At 35.6% G+C, this 19,235-nt stretch carries 17 protein-coding genes and 1 rRNA gene; 8 read left to right on the top strand and 10 right to left on the bottom strand.

Annotation, left to right across the window (positions count from 1 at the left end; all coding sequences use genetic code 11):
• The first annotated feature begins 4 nt into the window (after positions 1 to 4).
• Positions 5 to 601 carry a spore protease YyaC gene (yyaC, locus tag KI356_RS00330; protein WP_002089953.1) on the top strand — a complete coding sequence of 199 codons (597 nt, stop codon included), beginning with the start codon at positions 5 to 7 and terminating at the stop codon, positions 599 to 601.
• A gap of 20 nt (positions 602 to 621) precedes the next feature.
• Here yyaC and spo0J read toward each other — a convergent pair whose 3' ends face one another.
• The 10 genes from spo0J to rpmH form a co-directional block, all read right to left on the bottom strand.
• Positions 622 to 1,473, bottom strand: coding sequence for a ParB/RepB/Spo0J family partition protein (gene spo0J / locus KI356_RS00325; protein ID WP_205685985.1), 852 nt, complete (start codon positions 1,471 to 1,473; stop codon positions 622 to 624).
• Positions 1,466 to 2,227: a sporulation initiation inhibitor protein Soj gene (gene soj, locus KI356_RS00320; RefSeq protein ID WP_002123569.1), complete on the bottom strand. Its 762-nt coding sequence runs from the start codon at positions 2,225 to 2,227 to the stop codon at positions 1,466 to 1,468. The genes spo0J and soj overlap by 8 nt, the downstream gene beginning before the upstream one ends.
• Before the next feature lie 186 nt (positions 2,228 to 2,413).
• On the bottom strand, positions 2,414 to 3,286 hold the full coding sequence (gene noc / locus KI356_RS00315; RefSeq protein WP_002123568.1) for a nucleoid occlusion protein: 873 nt from the start codon (positions 3,284 to 3,286) through the stop codon (positions 2,414 to 2,416).
• Positions 3,287 to 3,391: 105 nt separating this feature from the next.
• Positions 3,392 to 4,111, bottom strand: a complete 720-nt coding sequence (gene rsmG / locus KI356_RS00310; RefSeq protein WP_128283085.1) for a 16S rRNA (guanine(527)-N(7))-methyltransferase RsmG — start codon at positions 4,109 to 4,111, stop codon at positions 3,392 to 3,394.
• Positions 4,112 to 4,133: 22 nt separating this feature from the next.
• Positions 4,134 to 6,023 (bottom strand): tRNA uridine-5-carboxymethylaminomethyl(34) synthesis enzyme MnmG, encoded by a 1,890-nt coding sequence (gene mnmG, locus KI356_RS00305; protein ID WP_128283086.1) that lies wholly within the window; start codon positions 6,021 to 6,023, stop codon positions 4,134 to 4,136.
• 46 nt (positions 6,024 to 6,069) lie between these two features.
• Complete coding sequence (gene mnmE / locus KI356_RS00300; protein ID WP_212934545.1) at positions 6,070 to 7,446, bottom strand: tRNA uridine-5-carboxymethylaminomethyl(34) synthesis GTPase MnmE; 1,377 nt, start codon at positions 7,444 to 7,446, stop codon at positions 6,070 to 6,072.
• 228 nt (positions 7,447 to 7,674) lie between these two features.
• Positions 7,675 to 8,292: an RNA-binding cell elongation regulator Jag/EloR gene (gene jag, locus KI356_RS00295; protein ID WP_002123563.1), complete on the bottom strand. Its 618-nt coding sequence runs from the start codon at positions 8,290 to 8,292 to the stop codon at positions 7,675 to 7,677.
• Positions 8,289 to 9,056, bottom strand: a complete 768-nt coding sequence (gene spoIIIJ / locus KI356_RS00290; protein ID WP_071744226.1) for a YidC family membrane integrase SpoIIIJ — start codon at positions 9,054 to 9,056, stop codon at positions 8,289 to 8,291. The genes jag and spoIIIJ overlap by 4 nt, the downstream gene beginning before the upstream one ends.
• A gap of 52 nt (positions 9,057 to 9,108) precedes the next feature.
• Positions 9,109 to 9,456 (bottom strand): ribonuclease P protein component, encoded by a 348-nt coding sequence (gene rnpA / locus KI356_RS00285; protein ID WP_002123559.1) that lies wholly within the window; start codon positions 9,454 to 9,456, stop codon positions 9,109 to 9,111.
• Between the two features lie 76 nt (positions 9,457 to 9,532).
• On the bottom strand, positions 9,533 to 9,667 hold the full coding sequence (gene rpmH / locus KI356_RS00280; RefSeq protein ID WP_000831901.1) for a 50S ribosomal protein L34: 135 nt from the start codon (positions 9,665 to 9,667) through the stop codon (positions 9,533 to 9,535).
• 564 nt (positions 9,668 to 10,231) lie between these two features.
• Between rpmH and dnaA the strand changes: the two genes are divergently transcribed.
• The 7 genes from dnaA to KI356_RS00245 all read left to right on the top strand — a co-directional run.
• Positions 10,232 to 11,572: a chromosomal replication initiator protein DnaA gene (gene dnaA / locus KI356_RS00275; RefSeq protein WP_002123558.1), complete on the top strand. Its 1,341-nt coding sequence runs from the start codon at positions 10,232 to 10,234 to the stop codon at positions 11,570 to 11,572.
• Positions 11,573 to 11,754: 182 nt separating this feature from the next.
• Positions 11,755 to 12,900 (top strand): DNA polymerase III subunit beta, encoded by a 1,146-nt coding sequence (gene dnaN, locus KI356_RS00270; RefSeq protein WP_002123555.1) that lies wholly within the window; start codon positions 11,755 to 11,757, stop codon positions 12,898 to 12,900.
• A 127-nt stretch (positions 12,901 to 13,027) separates the two neighbouring features.
• Complete coding sequence (gene rlbA / locus KI356_RS00265; RefSeq protein ID WP_002016484.1) at positions 13,028 to 13,240, top strand: ribosome maturation protein RlbA; 213 nt, start codon at positions 13,028 to 13,030, stop codon at positions 13,238 to 13,240.
• A gap of 12 nt (positions 13,241 to 13,252) precedes the next feature.
• Positions 13,253 to 14,380, top strand: coding sequence for a DNA replication/repair protein RecF (recF, locus tag KI356_RS00260; protein WP_002123553.1), 1,128 nt, complete (start codon positions 13,253 to 13,255; stop codon positions 14,378 to 14,380).
• 38 nt (positions 14,381 to 14,418) lie between these two features.
• Complete coding sequence (gene gyrB, locus KI356_RS00255) at positions 14,419 to 16,341, top strand: DNA topoisomerase (ATP-hydrolyzing) subunit B (protein ID WP_033712394.1); 1,923 nt, start codon at positions 14,419 to 14,421, stop codon at positions 16,339 to 16,341.
• A gap of 88 nt (positions 16,342 to 16,429) precedes the next feature.
• Positions 16,430 to 18,901, top strand: a complete 2,472-nt coding sequence (gene gyrA / locus KI356_RS00250) for a DNA gyrase subunit A (RefSeq protein WP_128283088.1) — start codon at positions 16,430 to 16,432, stop codon at positions 18,899 to 18,901.
• Positions 18,902 to 19,143: 242 nt separating this feature from the next.
• Positions 19,144 to 19,235: ribosomal RNA gene (locus KI356_RS00245) — 16S ribosomal RNA — on the top strand; the annotation flags it as partial.

Below are 19,235 nucleotides of genomic sequence, written 5' to 3'. Positions count from 1 at the left end.
CTTCATGAATATTAGAAGTTTTCGCTTACCTTTTTTTGAAAAAGAAACTCAAAATGTTATGCATCATGACTTAGAAGCCTCTGAGACAATCAGTAATTTCTTACTTTCTCATATTCCCATTAAGACTAATATGCCACTCATTCTCGTTTGTATCGGAACAGACCGTTCCACCGGTGATGCACTTGGTCCATTAGTTGGTACTAAACTAGAACAAATTGAAATTAAAAACCTTCAAGTATTCGGCACACTAGACGAACCAATACATGCACTAAATTTAGAAGAAAAAATTCAGAATATACAGAAAGAGAATCCTACTTCATTTATTATTGCTGTTGATGCATGTTTAGGGAAATCTCAAAGTATCGGTTCTATAACTACTGGAAAGGGCCCTAGTAAACCTGGAGCAGCGATGAACAAGAAATTGCCTGAAATTGGTGATTTGCATATACATGGCATCGTAAATTTAAATGGTTTCATGGAGTTTTTCGTACTTCAAAATACAAGACTAAGTTTAGTCATGAAGATGGCTGATGTAATTGCACAAAGTATAAAAGAAACAGATCAAAAATTATCTGCATTAAAAAAAGCAAACCATCTATAAACAATAAGATGGTTTGCTTTTTAATTTTCCTTTGATAATAATTCTAAAATTCGATTTAAATCTTCTTTATTAAAAAATTCAATTTCGATTTTACCTTTTTCTTTTTTCGTTTCTTTGATTTTTACATCTGTACCAAACTTTTCTCTTAAAAACGTTTCACGCTCTACAAAAAATATGTTTCTTTCTTTTTTTACTTGTTGTGTTTCACGTGAAACACGTTGATTAATCTCCTGGACAATTTGTTCCAATTGACGAACATTCAATCCTTCTTTTTCAATTCGCTTCAATAAAGATTTCAACTGTTCTTCATCTTTTATTGTAAGTAACGTTCTTCCATGGGCCATTGAAAGCTCACCGTTTGCAATCATATCTTGAACGAATGAAGGGAGGCTTAACAAACGAGTATAATTTGCGATATAAGGTCTGCTTTTACCAAGACGTTTTGCTAATTGTTCTTGTGTTACATTTAGCTCGTTCATTAACATTTGATATGCCATTGCCTCTTCCATAGGATTTAAATCTTCTCGTTGTAAGTTTTCAAGCAAAGCAAATTCCATCATTTGCTGCTCATTTAATTGCCTTACGACAGCAGGCACTCTCTCAAGTCCGGCCTCTTTAGCAGCACGATATCTTCTTTCACCTGCAACGATTTCATACCCTTTAATACTCTTTCGAGCAATTAACGGTTGCAATATACCGTGCTCTTTAATAGAAGCCGCTAATTCCTGGATCGCTTCTTTATTGAAATGTTTACGTGGTTGATATGGATTCGGCCTTAATTCAGTTACTATAATCTCCTGAATCGTTTCTTCTTCTTTCACATCTAAATCTGGAAAAAATACATTGATTCCTCTTCCTAATCCCTTAGCCACCTGCAATCACTTCCTCTGCTAAATCTATATATACTTCTGCTCCTCTTGATTTAGCGTCATACTGCATAATTGGTTTTCCATGACTTGGTGCCTCACTTAAGCGAACATTACGAGGAATAATCGAACGATATACTTTATCCCTAAAGTATTTTTTCACTTCATCTATAACTTGAATTCCTAAATTTGTACGAGCATCCAACATCGTTAACAATACACCTTGAATTGCTAAATTTTTATTTAAATGCTTTTGCACAAGTCGAACTGTATTTAATAGCTGACTTAACCCTTCCAGCGCGTAATATTCACACTGTACAGGAATAATAACAGAATCTGCTGCTGTTAATGCATTAATCGTTAATAATCCCAAGGATGGGGGACAGTCAATAATAATATACTCATATTCATCACGAATTGGTTGTAATGCTCTTTGCAAGCGTACTTCCCGGGAAATGGTTGGTACCAATTCAATTTCAGCACCAGCCAATTGAATTGTAGCGGGTAGAACATCTAAGTTTTCAGTTGCGGTTTTCCGTATAACACCTTGAACATCTGCATCTTCTACGAGAACATTATAAATACATTGATCTAATTCAGACTTTTCAATCCCTACACCAGTCGTCGCATTTCCTTGAGCATCAATATCTACGAGAAGGACTTTTTTTCCTACTTGTGCCAATCCAGCCCCTAAATTAACGGATGTTGTTGTTTTTCCAACACCGCCTTTTTGATTAGCAATAGCAATGATTTTTCCCATGATGTCACCTACTTTCAACCTTTCTTTCTTATTCTAGAAATAATTATGTTTATTGTAACATGAAATAAAAGTTTTTCTTTTACGTCCTTATTAAACTTCAAAATTTATTTCTAAACTCCTTCTTGCTTTAACAAGAAAATATAGTAAAAGAGACCTCTCCAATAGGATAAGGCCTCTAGCACGTAATTATTTTTTCTTCGGAATTTTAATCGTAATTTGATAGTATTCATCAAACTCTTCTTCCGCAGAATTAACATTCAAACCACTGTTAGCAACCATTTGTAATGATTGTCTAATTGTGTTCATGGCAATTCTCGCATCTCGACTTACTGCTTTTTGCTTCGCTTTGCGCTTTGGTTTTACTTCTTCTAGTAACTTTGCAATTCGTTCTTCTGTTTGCTTTACATTCAATTGCTTCTCCACAATCTCTTGTAAAACCTTCAGTTGTAATTCCTCATTTTTCAAAGGAATAAGGGCTCGAGCATGCCGTTCTGTAATACTTTTTTCTAATAATGCACTTTTGATTTCTTCAGGCAACTTTAATAATCGCAATTTATTTGCGACTGTCGATTGTCCTTTTCCAAGTCGTTGTGCCAATGCTTCTTGTGTTAAATTATGTAACTCAATCAGCTTTTGATACGCCACAGCTTCCTCAATTGCTGTTAATTCCTCACGCTGCAAATTTTCAATTAACGCTACAGAGGCTGTCTCAGTATCATTTAAATTCTTTATTATTGCAGGAACTTTTTCCCACCCTAACTTTGTTGCTGCGCGGAAACGCCTTTCCCCGGCAATAATCTCGTACTTATCATCCTCATATTGTCTCACAACAATCGGCTGGATAAGCCCGTGAGTACGAATCGTTAACGCTAGCTCCTCAATACGTGCATCATCAAAAACTGTTCGTGGTTGATAACGGTTAGGGGTAATGTTTACTATCGGAATTTCCTGTATTTCTTCATATACCTTTTTATCTATTTCTTCATGGCTTTCGTCTTGTAATTCGAATTCGCTCTCTTTATCTCCAAAGCCAAATAAACGAGAAAACGTATTTTTCATACATATTCCACCACCTTTTAGGCCTATTGACTGTTCTACATAAAATGTTTCCTATGAAACATTTACGTTTTCATTTATATAATTTAATCTTACGTCTAATAAGATTTATTTTTCAATAGGTAATTTATTGGGCGTTCCCGGTTTGCGTGGATATTTCTTTGGTGTCTTGCGCTTTTTCTCGATTAATAAAATATTACGCTCACTTTCTTCAAACGGTAATTGGAACGTAGACATTTCTTTTAATTCTCCGCCAAGTACCTCTAAAGCATATTTGCCATTTTCGATTTCTTCGTTCGCCGCTGCACCTTTCATTGCAATGAATGTTCCGCCTACTTTTACAAGCGGTAAACATAGCTCACTTAATACAGAAAGACGTGCAACTGCACGTGCCATTACAATATCGTATGCTTCACGTACACCTTCTTTTTTCCCAAATGTTTCAGCACGATCATGACAAAATGCAACATCACTTAATTCTAACTTTTGCGCTAAGTGATTTAAGAAATTAATACGTTTTTGTAATGAGTCTACAATTGTTACTTTTAAGTGCGGGAAACAGATTTTTAAAGGGATACTTGGGAATCCAGCTCCTGCTCCAACATCACAAATAGAAAATGGTTTCGAAAAATCATAATAAAAAGCCGCTGTAACGGAATCAAAAAAGTGTTTTAAGTATACTTCTTCTTTCTCCGTAATAGCCGTTAAGTTCATTTTTTCATTCCACTCTACTAACGTTTCAAAGTAGATTTCGAACTGCTCTAACTGTCTAGAAGAGAGGGAAATACCCTTCTCTTCCAGCATAGATTGAAATTGTTCCATGTTCATCTAGCAATGTCTCCTTACTATGTTATTGGTTCGATACTCGTGCAATTTTTCCTTGTTCAATGTAAATAAGTAAAATGGAAACATCAGCAGGATTTACGCCAGAAATACGTGAAGCTTGCCCCATCGAAAGTGGACGAACATCTTTCAATTTCTGTCTCGCTTCTGAGGCAAGGCTAGAAATCGCATCATAATCAATATCCACAGGGATTTTTTTGTTTTCCATTTTCTTCATACGCTCTACTTGCTGTAAAGATTTCTCGATATATCCTTCGTACTTAATCTGAATTTCAACTTGTTCTGTAATTTCATCATTTAATTCTAATTCACTTGGTACTAAAAGATGGATATGCTCATATGTCATCTCTGGGCGACGTAATAAGTCACTTGCACGTATTCCATCTTTTAACTCGCTTCCACCAATACTGCGAATTAATTCTTGAACTTCAGGACGTGGTTTAATAATAATACTTTCTAAACGTTCCTTTTCCTGGTCAATTTGTAACTTTTTATTTGTAAATCGCTCATAACGGTCTTCTTTAATTAAGCCAATTTCACGACCGACTTCAGTTAAGCGAAGATCTGCATTGTCATGACGTAATAATAGACGATATTCTGCACGAGATGTTAATAAACGATATGGCTCATTTGTCCCTTTCGTTACAAGATCATCGATTAAGACACCAATATATGCATCAGCACGACCTAAAATAACTTCTTTTTTACCTAAAGATCTACATGCCGCATTAATCCCGGCCATAAGCCCTTGTCCTGCCGCTTCTTCGTAACCAGAAGTCCCATTAATTTGTCCTGCTGTATATAAATTTTTAATATTTTTCGTTTCAAGTGTTGGCCATAGTTGAGTTGGTACAATTGCATCATATTCAATTGCATAACCCGTACGCATCATTTCAACATTTTCCAGGCCAGGAATTGTTCTAAGCATTGCACGCTGTACATCTTCTGGTAAGCTTGTCGATAAGCCTTGTACATACACTTCTTGCGTATTACGTCCCTCTGGCTCTAAGAAAATTTGATGACGTGGTTTATCATTAAATCTTACTACCTTGTCTTCGATAGAAGGACAGTATCTAGGCCCTGTTCCTTTAATCATACCAGAATACATAGCTGAGCGATGTAAGTTTTCATCTATTAAACGATGTGTTTCTGTACTTGTATACGTTAACCAACATGGAATTTGATCCATAATAAATTTTGTCGTTTCAAAAGAGAAAGCACGTGGCTTATCATCACCTGGTTGAATTTCTGTTTTACTATAATCAATCGTATTACTGTTTACACGTGGAGGTGTACCTGTTTTAAATCTAACAAGATCAAACCCAAGTTCCTCTAAGTGTTCAGATAACGTAATAGATGGTTGCTGATTATTTGGACCACTTGAATATTTTAAATCTCCCATAATAATCTCACCACGTAAAAATGTTCCCGTTGTAATTACAACTGTTTTCGCTGTGTATTCAGCACCAGCTTGTGTAATTACCCCTTTACATACACCATCTTCAACAATTAAACGCTCTACCAGACCTTGAAACAGCGTTAAGTTTGGTGTCTCTTCAATTGTTTTCTTTAACTCATGCTGGTAAGAGAATTTATCAGCTTGTGCACGAAGCGCGCGTACAGCTGGTCCTTTACCCGTATTTAACATACGCATTTGAATATGTGTTTTATCAATATTGCGTCCCATTTCTCCGCCTAATGCATCAATTTCACGAACAACAATCCCTTTTGCTGGTCCACCAACAGAAGGGTTACATGGCATGAACGCTACCATATCTAAGTTAATTGTTAACATTAATGTTTTTGAGCCCATTCGTGCTGCCGCAAGACCAGCTTCACATCCTGCATGACCTGCACCGATTACTATGACGTCGTATGAACCGGCATTGTATCCCATTGTTTTTTCCTCCTAATAATCTCTAGCTTTCTAAAACATCTCTAGCTTATTTTCCTAAACAAAATTGAGAGAACAACTGGTCAATTAAGCTTTCATGGACAGTGTCACCAGTAATTTCACCAAGTATTTCCCACGTTCTTGTTAAATCAATTTGTACCATATCAATTGGAACACCATTTTCTATCGCTTCAATTGCATCACCAATTGTTTTTCCTGCTTGTGTTAATAATCCGATATGTCTCGTATTAGACACATATGTCATATCCGCAGAATCAATTGTTCCTTCAAAGAATAAATCAGCTATTGCCTTTTCAAGCTCATCTATTCCTTTCTCCTCAATTAGAGATGTTGTAATAACACGATTGCCTACCGCTAAATCTGTAACACGTTCCATATCAATTTCTTGCGGTAAATCTGTCTTATTTACAATGACAATGAAATCTTTTCCTTGTACGGCACGGAATAGATCCTCATCTTCATTTGTTAAAGCCTCACTATAATTAACTACAACTAATACTAAGTCTGCTTGGCTCATCATTTCTTTTGAACGCTCTACACCGATTCGTTCAACAACATCTTCCGTTTCACGAATTCCGGCTGTATCTATAAGTTTAAGTGGTACACCACGCACATTAACGTACTCTTCAATAACATCACGAGTTGTTCCTGCAATATCAGTTACAATTGCCTTTTTCTCCTGAACAAGACTATTTAATAGCGATGATTTCCCAACGTTAGGTCTACCGATAATCGCGGTAGAAATACCTTCACGTAAAATCTTTCCTTGCTTCGATGTTTCTAATATCTTTTTAATTTCAGCACGGACATGTGTAGCTTTCTCAATTAAAATATTATGCGTCATCTCTTCTACATCATCATATTCTGGGTAATCTATATTCACCTCAATATGAGCTAATGTTTCTAATATTTCTTGACGCAAATAGCCGATTAATTTAGATAATCGTCCTTCCATTTGGTTAATCGCTACGTTCATAGCACGATCCGTTTTCGCACGGATTAAGTCCATAACAGCTTCTGCCTGTGACAAATCAATACGTCCATTTAAAAAAGCACGTTTTGTAAATTCACCAGGCTCTGCCAGTCGTACTCCTTGTGCTAAAATAAGCTGTAATACTTTATTTACCGAAACAAGTCCACCATGACAGTTAATTTCTACTATATTTTCACGCGTAAAAGTCCTTGGTGCACGCATAATAGACACCATAACTTCTTCAATAACTTGATTTGTATCTAAATCGACAATATGACCATAATGAATTGTATGAGAAGAAACCTGTGTTAAATCCTTCCCTTTAAAAATACGATTGACTTTCTCAATCGCATCATCCCCACTTACTCGAACAATGGCAATTGCACCTTCCCCAAGTGCTGTGGAAATTGCGGCAATTGTATCAAATTCCATGTCCTTTCACCTCACTTGCTTATTTATCTCTATTTCAACATGATTTTTTTCCGTCACTAAATTATTAGAATACCATAACGAACCTATCTACAAAAGAATAATAACTCATTTTATTATGTCCTTATGTGAAAAACACTAAACTTATTCACAGTGGATAACTTTAGTGTTTTTTTAGTTATCCACATTTATTTTTGCCTCAAAAAAACCGGCACTCAATTGAGTAACCGGTCACTTGGAAGATATTACAACATACCGATGTGGTTCTTTCCCTTCAGACGTTGTAATGATATTTTGATGATTAGATAATGCTTGGTGAATAATTTTTCGTTCGAAAGAAGGCATTGGTTCTAGAACAACTCTTTTTTTCGTACTCACTACTTGTTTTGCTAATCGATAAGAAAGAGATTCTAACGTATTTTTTCTTTTACTACGATAGTTTTCAGCATCCAGTGTAATACCAATATATTGCTTTGTATTACGATTCGCAACAAGTTTTGTTAAATACTGTAAAGAATTCAACGTATTACCTCTCTTACCAATTAAAACACCAATATTTTCACCAGAAATTGTAAATTCAACTTCGCGTCCTTTTACAATTTTTCTAATCTCAACTTCCACACCCATATTTTGAATAACATTTTTTAAATATTCTTCACATTCTTGGATTGGATCTTTTTTCAATACAACTTCTACTACAGCGGGGCGATTCCCAAATAAACCTAGGAATCCCCTCTTACCCTCATCGATAATATTTATATCTACTCGATCTTTCGAAGCGTTTAATTGTCTTAAAGCATCTTGTACTGCCAGCTCGACTGTTTGTCCTTTAGCAGTAATTATACTCACTTGCTTGATCCTCCTGCTTTACTAGCCTTAATTTCAGGCCCTTTGATCAGATACATTTGAGCGATACCAAAGATATTACCAACTACCCAGTACAATGATAGTGCTGCCGGGAAGTTAATTGCAAAGACTAAAATCATAATTGGCATAAGCCAAATCATCATTGCCATTTGCGGATTTTGTCCAGCCGTTCCCGCCATTGCAAGCTTTTGCTGAATAAACGTCGTAATAGCCGCAACAACTGGAAGGATATAGTAAGGATCTGCCTGTCCTAAATCAAACCATAAAAATGTATGTTTACTAATTTCTGATGTTCTCATAATCGCATGATAAAAAGCGAATAAGATAGGCATCTGAACAAATATTGGTAAACATCCTGCTAATGGATTTACACCATTTTTTTGATATAACTGCATCATTTCTTGTTGTAGTTTTTGCTGTGTTGCTTGGTCTTTAGAGCTATATTTCTCTTTTAACCTTACCATTTCTGGTTGTAACGCTTGCATTGCCTTCGTACTTTTCGTTTGTTTAATCATTAATGGTAATAATGCAAAACGAATAATAAGAGTCGTAACAACGATTGCTAAACCATAATTCTTACCGAATAATTCTGCAAAATACGTGATTAACTGAGACAGTGGATATACGAAATATTCGTTCCAAATCCCAGTACTATTTGGCGTAATCGGCTGACCCGTTTCACTACAACCAGTAGCAATTGCCATTAATGCAACAACCATGGCTAGTAAACCTAGTTTCTTTTTCAAAGCCTACTCCTCCTTGTATCGGTATGTATATAGTGTAATTCATTTCCTTACGCTACTTTTTTATTCTTTTCATACCAGAGCGTTTAAAGACATGAATTAAGCTTTTCTTTAACTCTTCATATGTCATCTCTGCACAAGGCTTCCTTGCTATTATAACAAAATCTTTTCCAGAATCTATCTCATCTTTTAATTCTATAATCGATTGGCGAATCATACGCTTAATTCGATTACGAACCACTGCATTTCCTATTTTCTTACTAACAGAAAGACCAATACGAAAATGCGACTGTTTTTCTTTATCTAATTTGTATACAACAAACTGGCGATTGGCATTCGATTGTCCTTTTTGGAAAACAGCCTGGAATTCATCATTCTTTTTTATACGATTTTTTTTCTTCATATCAATTGACACTCCTGTATTTCATCAGCGGAAACTCATTATTATTAGAAAAAAAGACCACTGAACGATCAGTGGTCTACGCAGATAATACTTTTCTTCCTTTACGACGACGAGCTGCTAGCACTTTACGTCCGTTCGCTGTGCTCATACGGCTGCGGAAACCATGTACTTTGCTGCGCTTACGTTTATTTGGTTGGTAAGTTCTTTTCATTATATGACACCTCCCTGAGGAATATCTGTTAAAGACAGTCTAATAAATTATAGTAAATGAACTAGGAAAATGTCAATGGTTCTCGAAATTTTCATCAAATATTCATTTTGAACCTATTCACACACTTTTTCACAGTCCCTATATTTCCTTGTGGATAAATATATTTTCTCTTTTTTTATATCCACAAACTCTTTTTTTACTTTTACACAGTATATCGTGTTGTGGACAAGTTTATTCCACAAGGTATTGATTTTGTGGATAACTTTCTTAAATTCATTGCTATAGCTACTTTTTTTTGATATTATAGTTGTGTTTTCACTTTGAATAAGTTTTCCACATCTTTATTTTATCCACAATTTGTGTATAACATGTGGACAGTTTAAATCACATGTGGGTAAATAGTTGTCCACATTTGTTTTTTTGTCGAAAACTCTATCTCGGATACCAACAACGTTTTTATATTTTAAAATACGTTTCGTATAAATATGCATTAAAAATATTTGCAGGTTGTACAATTGTTGCACAACCTTATTCTTTTACCATCTTTGTAAAGGAGGGACACCTTTGGAAAATATCTCTGATTTATGGAATAGTGCCTTAAAAGAATTAGAAAAAAAGGTAAGTAAGCCAAGTTATGAGACATGGTTAAAATCAACAACTGCTCATAACTTGAAAAAAGATGTATTAACTATTACAGCTCCAAATGAATTTGCTCGTGACTGGCTAGAATCTCATTATTCAGAACTAATATCCGAAACACTTTATGATTTAACAGGGGCAAAACTGGCTATTCGTTTTATTATTCCCCAAAGTCAGGCAGAAGAGGATATAGATCTCCCTTCTGTTAAGCAAAAACACGCACATGATGAGTCTAATCACTTACCACAGAGCATGTTAAACCCCAAATATACATTTGATACATTTGTTATTGGCTCTGGTAATCGTTTTGCACATGCTGCCTCTTTAGCTGTAGCTGAGGCACCAGCTAAAGCTTATAATCCGCTCTTTATTTACGGGGGCGTTGGGCTTGGAAAAACACATTTAATGCACGCGATTGGGCATTATGTAATTGAACACAACCCGAATGCAAAAGTTGTATATTTATCATCTGAAAAATTCACAAATGAATTCATTAACTCAATTCGTGATAATAAAGCTGTCGATTTTCGCAATAAATATCGTAATGTAGATGTCTTATTAATAGATGATATTCAATTTCTTGCCGGAAAAGAACAAACACAGGAAGAGTTTTTCCATACATTTAATGCGTTACATGAAGAAAGTAAACAAATTGTGATTTCAAGCGATAGACCACCAAAAGAAATCCCAACTTTAGAAGATCGCCTTCGTTCTCGCTTTGAATGGGGGTTAATTACGGACATTACGCCACCAGATCTAGAAACTAGAATTGCAATTTTACGTAAAAAAGCAAAAGCAGAAGGCCTTGATATACCAAATGAGGTTATGCTTTATATTGCAAATCAAATTGATTCTAACATTCGTGAACTAGAAGGTGCACTTATTCGAGTTGTAGCCTATTCATCTTTAATTAATAAAGATATTAATGCTGATTTGGCAGCTGAAGCACTTAAAAATATTATTCCAAATTCTATACCTAGAATTATTTCTATTTCTGATATTCAAAAGGCTGTTGGGGGCGTCTATCAAGTAAAGTTAGAAGATTTCAAAGCAAAAAAACGGACAAAATCCGTTGCATTCCCTCGCCAAATCGCGATGTATCTATCACGTGAACTTACGGACTCATCTTTACCAAAAATAGGTGAAGAATTTGGTGGCCGCGATCATACAACAGTAATCCATGCTCACGAAAAAATTTCGAAGCTATTAAAAACGGATACTCAGTTACAAAAACACGTTGAAGAAATTAATGATATTTTAAAGTAGTAGTAGCTGAATAGTGTGAATAACTTACCTTATTTTACGCACAGTCTATCCACATGTAGATAGACTGTTTTTACATCTTTAAATGGGGTTATCCACATATCCACAAGCCCTATTACTATTACTACTACTTTTATATCTTTATTAAATAAATAAAATCTTATACTTACCGGAGGTTTTTCGTTATGCGTTTTACAATACAAAAAGACTATCTTGTAAGAAGTGTACAAGATGTAATGAAGGCAGTTTCTTCTCGTACAACAATCCCAATTCTTACAGGGATTAAAGTTGTAGCAACTGAAGAAGGAGTTACTTTAACAGGTAGTGATGCAGACATCTCTATCGAATCATTTATCCCAGTTGAAGATGCTGGAAAAGAAATTGTGGAAATTGAGCAATCAGGAAGTATTATTTTACAAGCAAAGTATTTTAGTGAAATCGTAAAAAAATTACCGAAAGACACTGTCGAAATTTCTGTAGAAAATCATTTTATGACAAAAATAAAATCTGGAAAATCAGAGTTCAACTTAAATGGTTTAGATGCTGCTGAATATCCGTTATTACCACAAATCGAAGAACATCATGTATTTAAGATTCCAACAGATTTACTAAAGCACATGATTCGTCAAACTGTATTTGCAGTTTCAAGTTCTGAAACAAGACCGATCTTGACAGGTGTAAACTGGAAAGTATATAACAGTGAGCTAACATGTATTGCAACAGATAGTCACAGGCTAGCACTTCGTAAGGCGAAAATCGAAGGATATAATATTGCTGAGGAGTTTCAATCAAATGTTGTTATTCCTGGTAAAAGCTTAAATGAATTAAGTAAAATTCTAGATGAGTCTGAAGAAATGGTAGATATCGTTATTACGGAGTATCAAGTATTATTCCGTACAAAACATTTATTATTCTTCTCAAGATTATTAGAAGGAAATTATCCAGATACAACACGTTTAATTCCAGCTGAAAGTAAAACTGATATTTTTGTAAATACAAAAGAATTTTTACAAGCGATTGATCGTGCTTCACTATTAGCAAGAGATGGTCGTAACAATGTTGTAAAATTATCGACATTAGAACAACAGATGCTAGAGATTTCTTCAAATTCGCCAGAAATCGGAAAAGTAGTGGAAGAGGTTCAATGTGAAAATGTAGATGGAGAAGAATTAAAAATATCTTTTAGTGCAAAATATATGATGGATGCATTAAAAGCTTTAGATAGTACAGAAATTAAAGTTAGTTTTACTGGGGCGATGAGACCGTTCTTAATTCGTACAGTAAATGATAATTCCATTATCCAATTAATTTTACCGGTTCGTACTTACTAAGTACGGATTAAGGGTTGCTAGTTAAAGGTACTAGTGACCCTTATTTGATTTGTAGGGTATTACTTTCCTAATGCTAGTTTATTTAGTACAATGAAAGAATGAACACTTTCAGAAAGTGAGCGATTTTATGAAACTTATTAAGATTTCAACAGAATACATTACACTAGGACAATTTTTAAAGTTAGCTGATGTAATTGATACAGGTGGCGCAGTAAAATGGTTCTTACAAGAATATGAAGTATACGTGAATCAAGAACTTGAAAATAGAAGAGGCCGAAAGTTATATGCAAATGATATTGTTGAAATTCCGGGAAGCGGAACTTTCCAAGTTCAGGCATAAAGGGGGATCCCTTTGTTTATTACAGAAATAAAATTAAAAAACTATCGCAATTATGAGCATTTAGAGCTTTCCTTTGAAGACAAAGTCAATGTAATTATTGGTGAAAATGCACAAGGGAAAACGAATCTGATGGAAGCTATTTATGTATTGGCGATGGCGAAATCACATAGAACTTCGAACGATCGTGAACTCATTCGTTGGGATGAGGATTATGGTAATATAAAAGGTAGATTACAAAGGCGAAATAGTTCATTGTCCTTAGAATTAAATATTTCAAAAAAAGGTAAAAAGGCAAAGTTAAATCAATTAGAACAACAAAAATTGAGTCAGTATATTGGTGAAATGAATGTTGTTATGTTTGCCCCAGAAGATTTAAACCTTGTAAAAGGAAGCCCTCAAGTACGAAGACGCTTTTTGGATATGGAACTTGGACAAATAGCTCCGGTCTATTTGTATGAATTAAGCCAATATCAAAAGGTACTCACGCAACGAAATCATTTACTTAAGAAGATGCAAGGGAATAGTAAAAATGAGGAAACGATGTTGGATGTATTTACACTTCAACTTATTGAGCATGGTGCGAAAATTTTGCGAAAACGTTTTGAGTTTTTGCATTTACTACAAGAATGGGCTGCTCCAATTCATCGCGGAATTAGCAGGGGATTAGAGGAGTTAGAAATCGTTTATAAACCAAGTGTAGATGTATCAGAATCAATGGATTTGTCGAAAATAAAAGAAGTATACTATGAAAGTTTTCAATCTGTGAAACAACGTGAAATTTTTCGTGGTACAACTTTACTCGGTCCTCATCGTGATGATTTACAATTCTTCGTTAATAGTAAAAATGTTCAAGTCTTTGGTTCACAAGGACAACAACGAACAACCGCACTATCCCTAAAATTGGCTGAAATTGAATTGATATACTCAGAGGTTAAGGAATATCCAATCCTTTTACTAGATGATGTGTTATCAGAATTAGATGATTATCGTCAATCGCATCTGCTAAATACAATTCAAGGAAAAGTACAAACCTTTGTGACAACGACGAGTGTCGACGGAATTGAACACGAAACATTGAAAGAAGCGAAAACAATTCATGTAACGAACGGCACGGTAGATTGTGAAATAGACAGAAAATAATTTCTGTTTAAATGGAAAAGTAGGTGATCTTTGTGTCAATGGAACAAAAGCAAATGCAGGAAAATGCATATGATGAAAGTCAGATTCAGGTGTTAGAAGGACTGGAAGCAGTTCGTAAGCGTCCTGGTATGTATATCGGTTCTACAAGTGGAAAAGGTCTTCATCACCTCGTGTGGGAAATAGTTGATAATAGTATTGACGAAGCTTTAGCGGGATATTGTGATGAAATTAATGTCAGCATTGAAGAAGATAATAGTATTGTTGTAACAGATGATGGTCGTGGTATCCCAGTTGGTATTCAAGAGAAAATGGGACGTCCCGCTGTAGAAGTTATTATGACGGTCCTTCATGCTGGAGGAAAATTTGGCGGTGGCGGTTATAAAGTCTCCGGTGGTTTGCATGGAGTAGGTGCCTCTGTTGTAAATGCTTTATCAACAGAATTAGAAGTATTTGTACATCGAGATGGAAAAATACATTATCAAAAATACGAACGTGGTATCCCAGTCGCAGATTTAAAGGTAATAGGTGAAACTGATCGTACGGGAACGATTACACGCTTTAAGCCAGATGAAGAAATTTTTACAGAGACGACAGAATACGAATTTGATACATTAGCTACTCGTATGCGTGAGTTGGCGTTTTTAAATCGTAATATTAAATTAACAATTGAAGATAAGCGTGAACATAAGCAAAAGAAAGAGTTCCATTACGAAGGTGGAATTAAATCTTATGTGGAACATTTAAATCGTTCAAAACAACCAATCCATGAAGAGCCTGTATATGTTGAAGGTTCAAAAGATGGAATTCAGGTTGAGGTTGCGCTTCAATATAACGAAGGATATACAAATCATATTTACTCATTTACAAATAATATTCATACGTATGAAGGCGGTACACATGAGGTAGGATTTAAAACTGCCCTAACACGTGTAATCAACGATTATGGTCGTAAAAATAACATTTTAAAAGATGCGGATAGTAATTTAACTGGTGAAGATGTTCGTGAAGGTTTAACAGCAATCGTATCAATTAAGCATCCAAATCCACAATTTGAAGGACAAACAAAGACGAAACTTGGAAATAGCGAAGCGAGAACGATTACAGAGTCTGTATTCTCAGAGGCGTTTGAAAAGTTCTTACTGGAAAATCCCAATGTTGCACGTAAAATTATAGATAAAGGGACTATGGCAGCACGTGCACGTGTAGCGGCTAAAAAGGCTCGTGAATTAACGCGCCGAAAGAGTGCGTTAGAAGTTTCAAGTTTACCAGGGAAATTGGCAGATTGTTCGTCTAAAGATCCAGCAATTAGCGAAATTTATATCGTGGAGGGTGACTCTGCGGGCGGATCTGCAAAACAAGGACGCGATCGCCATTTCCAAGCGATTTTACCACTGAAGGGTAAAATTATTAACGTTGAAAAGGCACGATTAGATAAGATTTTATCTAATGATGAAGTGCGTACAATTATTACAGCAATCGGTACAAATATTGGTGGGGATTTTGATATTGAAAAAGCCCGCTATCATAAAGTTATTATTATGACGGATGCCGACGTGGATGGTGCACATATTCGTACCCTATTATTAACGTTCTTCTATCGTTATATGCGTCAAATAATTGAGTGTGGTTATATATATATTGCGCAACCACCGTTGTTTAAAGTACAACAAGGTAAAAAAATTCAATATGCTTATAACAATAAAGAACTTGAAAAAATACTAGCTGAATTACCAGCTCAACCTAAGCCTGGGATTCAGCGTTATAAAGGTCTAGGGGAAATGAATCCAACTCAGCTGTGGGAGACGACAATGGACCCAGAAGTACGTTCGTTACTTCAAGTTTCCCTTCAAGATGCGATTGAAGCGGATGAAACATTTGAAATTTTAATGGGCGATAAAGTAGAGCCGCGTCGTAACTTTATCCAAGAAAATGCAAAATACGTGAAAAACCTTGATATTTAAGTGAGTAATGACAGGAATCTAAGTATTCCTGTCTTCTACATATAAATCAATGTATGTGTAACGGAAATGTAAGAGGAGGTGCTCGTTGATGTCAGATAATCAACAACAAGCACGAATTCGAGAAATTAATATTAGTCATGAAATGCGTACATCATTTTTAGATTACGCAATGAGTGTTATCGTATCCCGTGCATTACCCGATGTTCGTGATGGATTAAAACCAGTTCATCGTAGGGTTTTATATGCGATGAATGATTTAGGAATTACAGCTGATAAAGCATATAAAAAGTCGGCGCGTATTGTCGGCGAAGTAATTGGTAAGTATCACCCGCACGGTGATTCAGCTGTTTATGAAACGATGGTACGTATGGCGCAAGATTTTAGTCAACGTTACATGCTTGTTGATGGACATGGTAATTTCGGTTCAGTTGATGGAGATTCAGCGGCAGCAATGCGTTATACAGAAGCAAGAATGTCTAAGATTTCTATGGAATTAATACGCGATATTACAAAGAATACAATTGATTATCAAGATAACTACGATGGTTCTGAAAGAGAACCAGTTGTATTACCAGCACGTTTTCCTAACTTATTAGTAAATGGTACGACGGGTATTGCGGTTGGTATGGCAACAAACATTCCACCGCATCAACTTGGAGAAGTAATTGACGGAGTGTTGGCATTAAGTCATAACCCTGATATCACTATCGCGGAATTAATGGAATATATTCCTGGTCCAGATTTCCCAACATCAGGTTTAATCTTAGGGCGAAGTGGAATTCGAAGAGCTTATGAAACAGGTCGCGGTTCTATTATACTTCGTGCTAAAGTTGAAATTGAAGAGAGAGCAAATGGGAAACAATCTATTATCGTAACAGAACTACCTTATCAAGTTAATAAGGCGCGATTAATTGAAAAGATTGCAGAATTAGTTCGTGATAAGAAAATTGAAGGCATTACAGATTTACGTGATGAATCGGATCGAAATGGTATGCGTATTGTTATGGAAGTACGTCGTGATGCCAATGCAAATGTACTATTAAATAATCTATATAAACATACAGCACTTCAAACTAGTTTCGGTATTAATATGTTGTCTCTTGTAAATGGAGAGCCACAGGTCCTAAATTTAAAACAAAATCTATATTATTACTTAGAGCATCAAAAGGTAGTAATTCGTAGACGTACTGCTTATGAATTAGAGAAAGCAGAAGCGCGTGCTCATATTTTAGAGGGATTACGAATTGCTTTAGATCATCTCGATGAAGTTATTACTTTAATCCGTAGTTCAAAAACAGCTGATATTGCAAAACAAGGTTTAATGGAACGTTTCGGCTTAAGTGAGAAACAAGCGCAGGCAATTTTAGATATGCGTTTGCAACGTTTAACTGGATTAGAACGTGAAAAAATCGAACAAGAATATCAAGACTTAATGAAGATAATTGCAGAGTTAAAAGCAATTTTAGCAGACGAAGAAAAAGTTCTTGAAATTATTCGCGAGGAATTAGCTGAAGTAAAAGAACGTTTTAATGATAAGAGAAGAACAGAAATTACAATTGGCGGTATGGAAGCTATAGAGGATGAAGATTTAATCCCAGAACAAAATATCGCAATTACACTTACTCATAATGGTTACATTAAGAGGTTACCGGCTTCTACGTACAAAACACAGAACCGTGGGGGACGTGGTGTACAAGGAATGGGTACGAATGATGATGACTTTGTTGAACATTTATTAACAACGTCTACTCATGATCATATTTTATTCTTCACAAACAAGGGTAAAGTATACCGTACAAAAGGATATGAAATTCCAGAGTATAGTCGTACAGCAAAAGGCATACCAATTATTAATCTATTAGGGGTAGATAAGGGCGAGTGGATCAACGCTATTATTCCAATTCGTGAATTTGGTGACGATCAGTTCTTATTCTTTACAACGAAACAAGGTATCTCTAAGCGAACGCCGCTCTCATCATTTGCAAATATACGTACGAACGGCTTAATTGCAATTTCGCTTCGTGAAGAAGATGAATTAATTTCTGTACGTTTAACATCTGGTGATAAAGATATTATCGTAGGGACAAGCAATGGTATGTTAATTCGCTTCAATGAACAGGATGTACGTTCTATGGGCCGTAATGCAGCTGGTGTAAAAGCTATTACACTAGGCGAAGAGGACCAAGTAGTAGGTATGGAAATTGTTGAAGAGGATACGAATGTCTTAATCGTAACGAAGAACGGGTATGGTAAGCGTACGCCGGTTGAAGAGTATCGATTACAGAGTCGTGGTGGTAAAGGTCTGAAGACTTGTAACATTACAGATAAGAACGGTAAATTAGTAGCGGTTAAGTCTGTAACAGGTGAAGAAGACGTTATGTTAATTACAGTAGCGGGTGTTATTATTCGTATGCCAGTTGATCAAATCTCTCAAATGGGGCGTAATACACAAGGTGTTCGTCTAATTCGATTAGAGGATGAGCAAGAGGTAGCGACAGTAGCAAAAGCACAAAAGGATGAAGAAGAAGAAATTAGCGAAGAGGTTTCTTCTGAAGAATAAGAGTGGGGATTTCTCCCCCTCTTATTTTTTTATAATAATACTTGCATAGCAATAGGAAAGTGTATATAATAGGCAGAGTCAGCAAATGAGAGATACAAGTTATCGAAAAAAACTTGTTGACGAAAATAATATACTATGATATATTATGAAAGTCGCTGAAACGCGATGTTGAACTTTGAAAACTGAACGAAACAAACAACGTGAACGTCAATTTTTATTTTTAGATGCTAGACAAACTAACTTTATTGGAGAGTTTGATCCTGGCTCAGGATGAACGCTGGCGGCGTGCCTAATACATGCAAGTCGAGCGAATGGATTAAGAGCTTGCTCTTAT

This window comes from Bacillus hominis (assembly GCF_018332515.1).
Lineage (GTDB): Bacteria > Bacillota > Bacilli > Bacillales > Bacillaceae_G > Bacillus_A > Bacillus_A hominis.
This window is presented reverse-complemented; position numbering and strand designations above follow the sequence as displayed.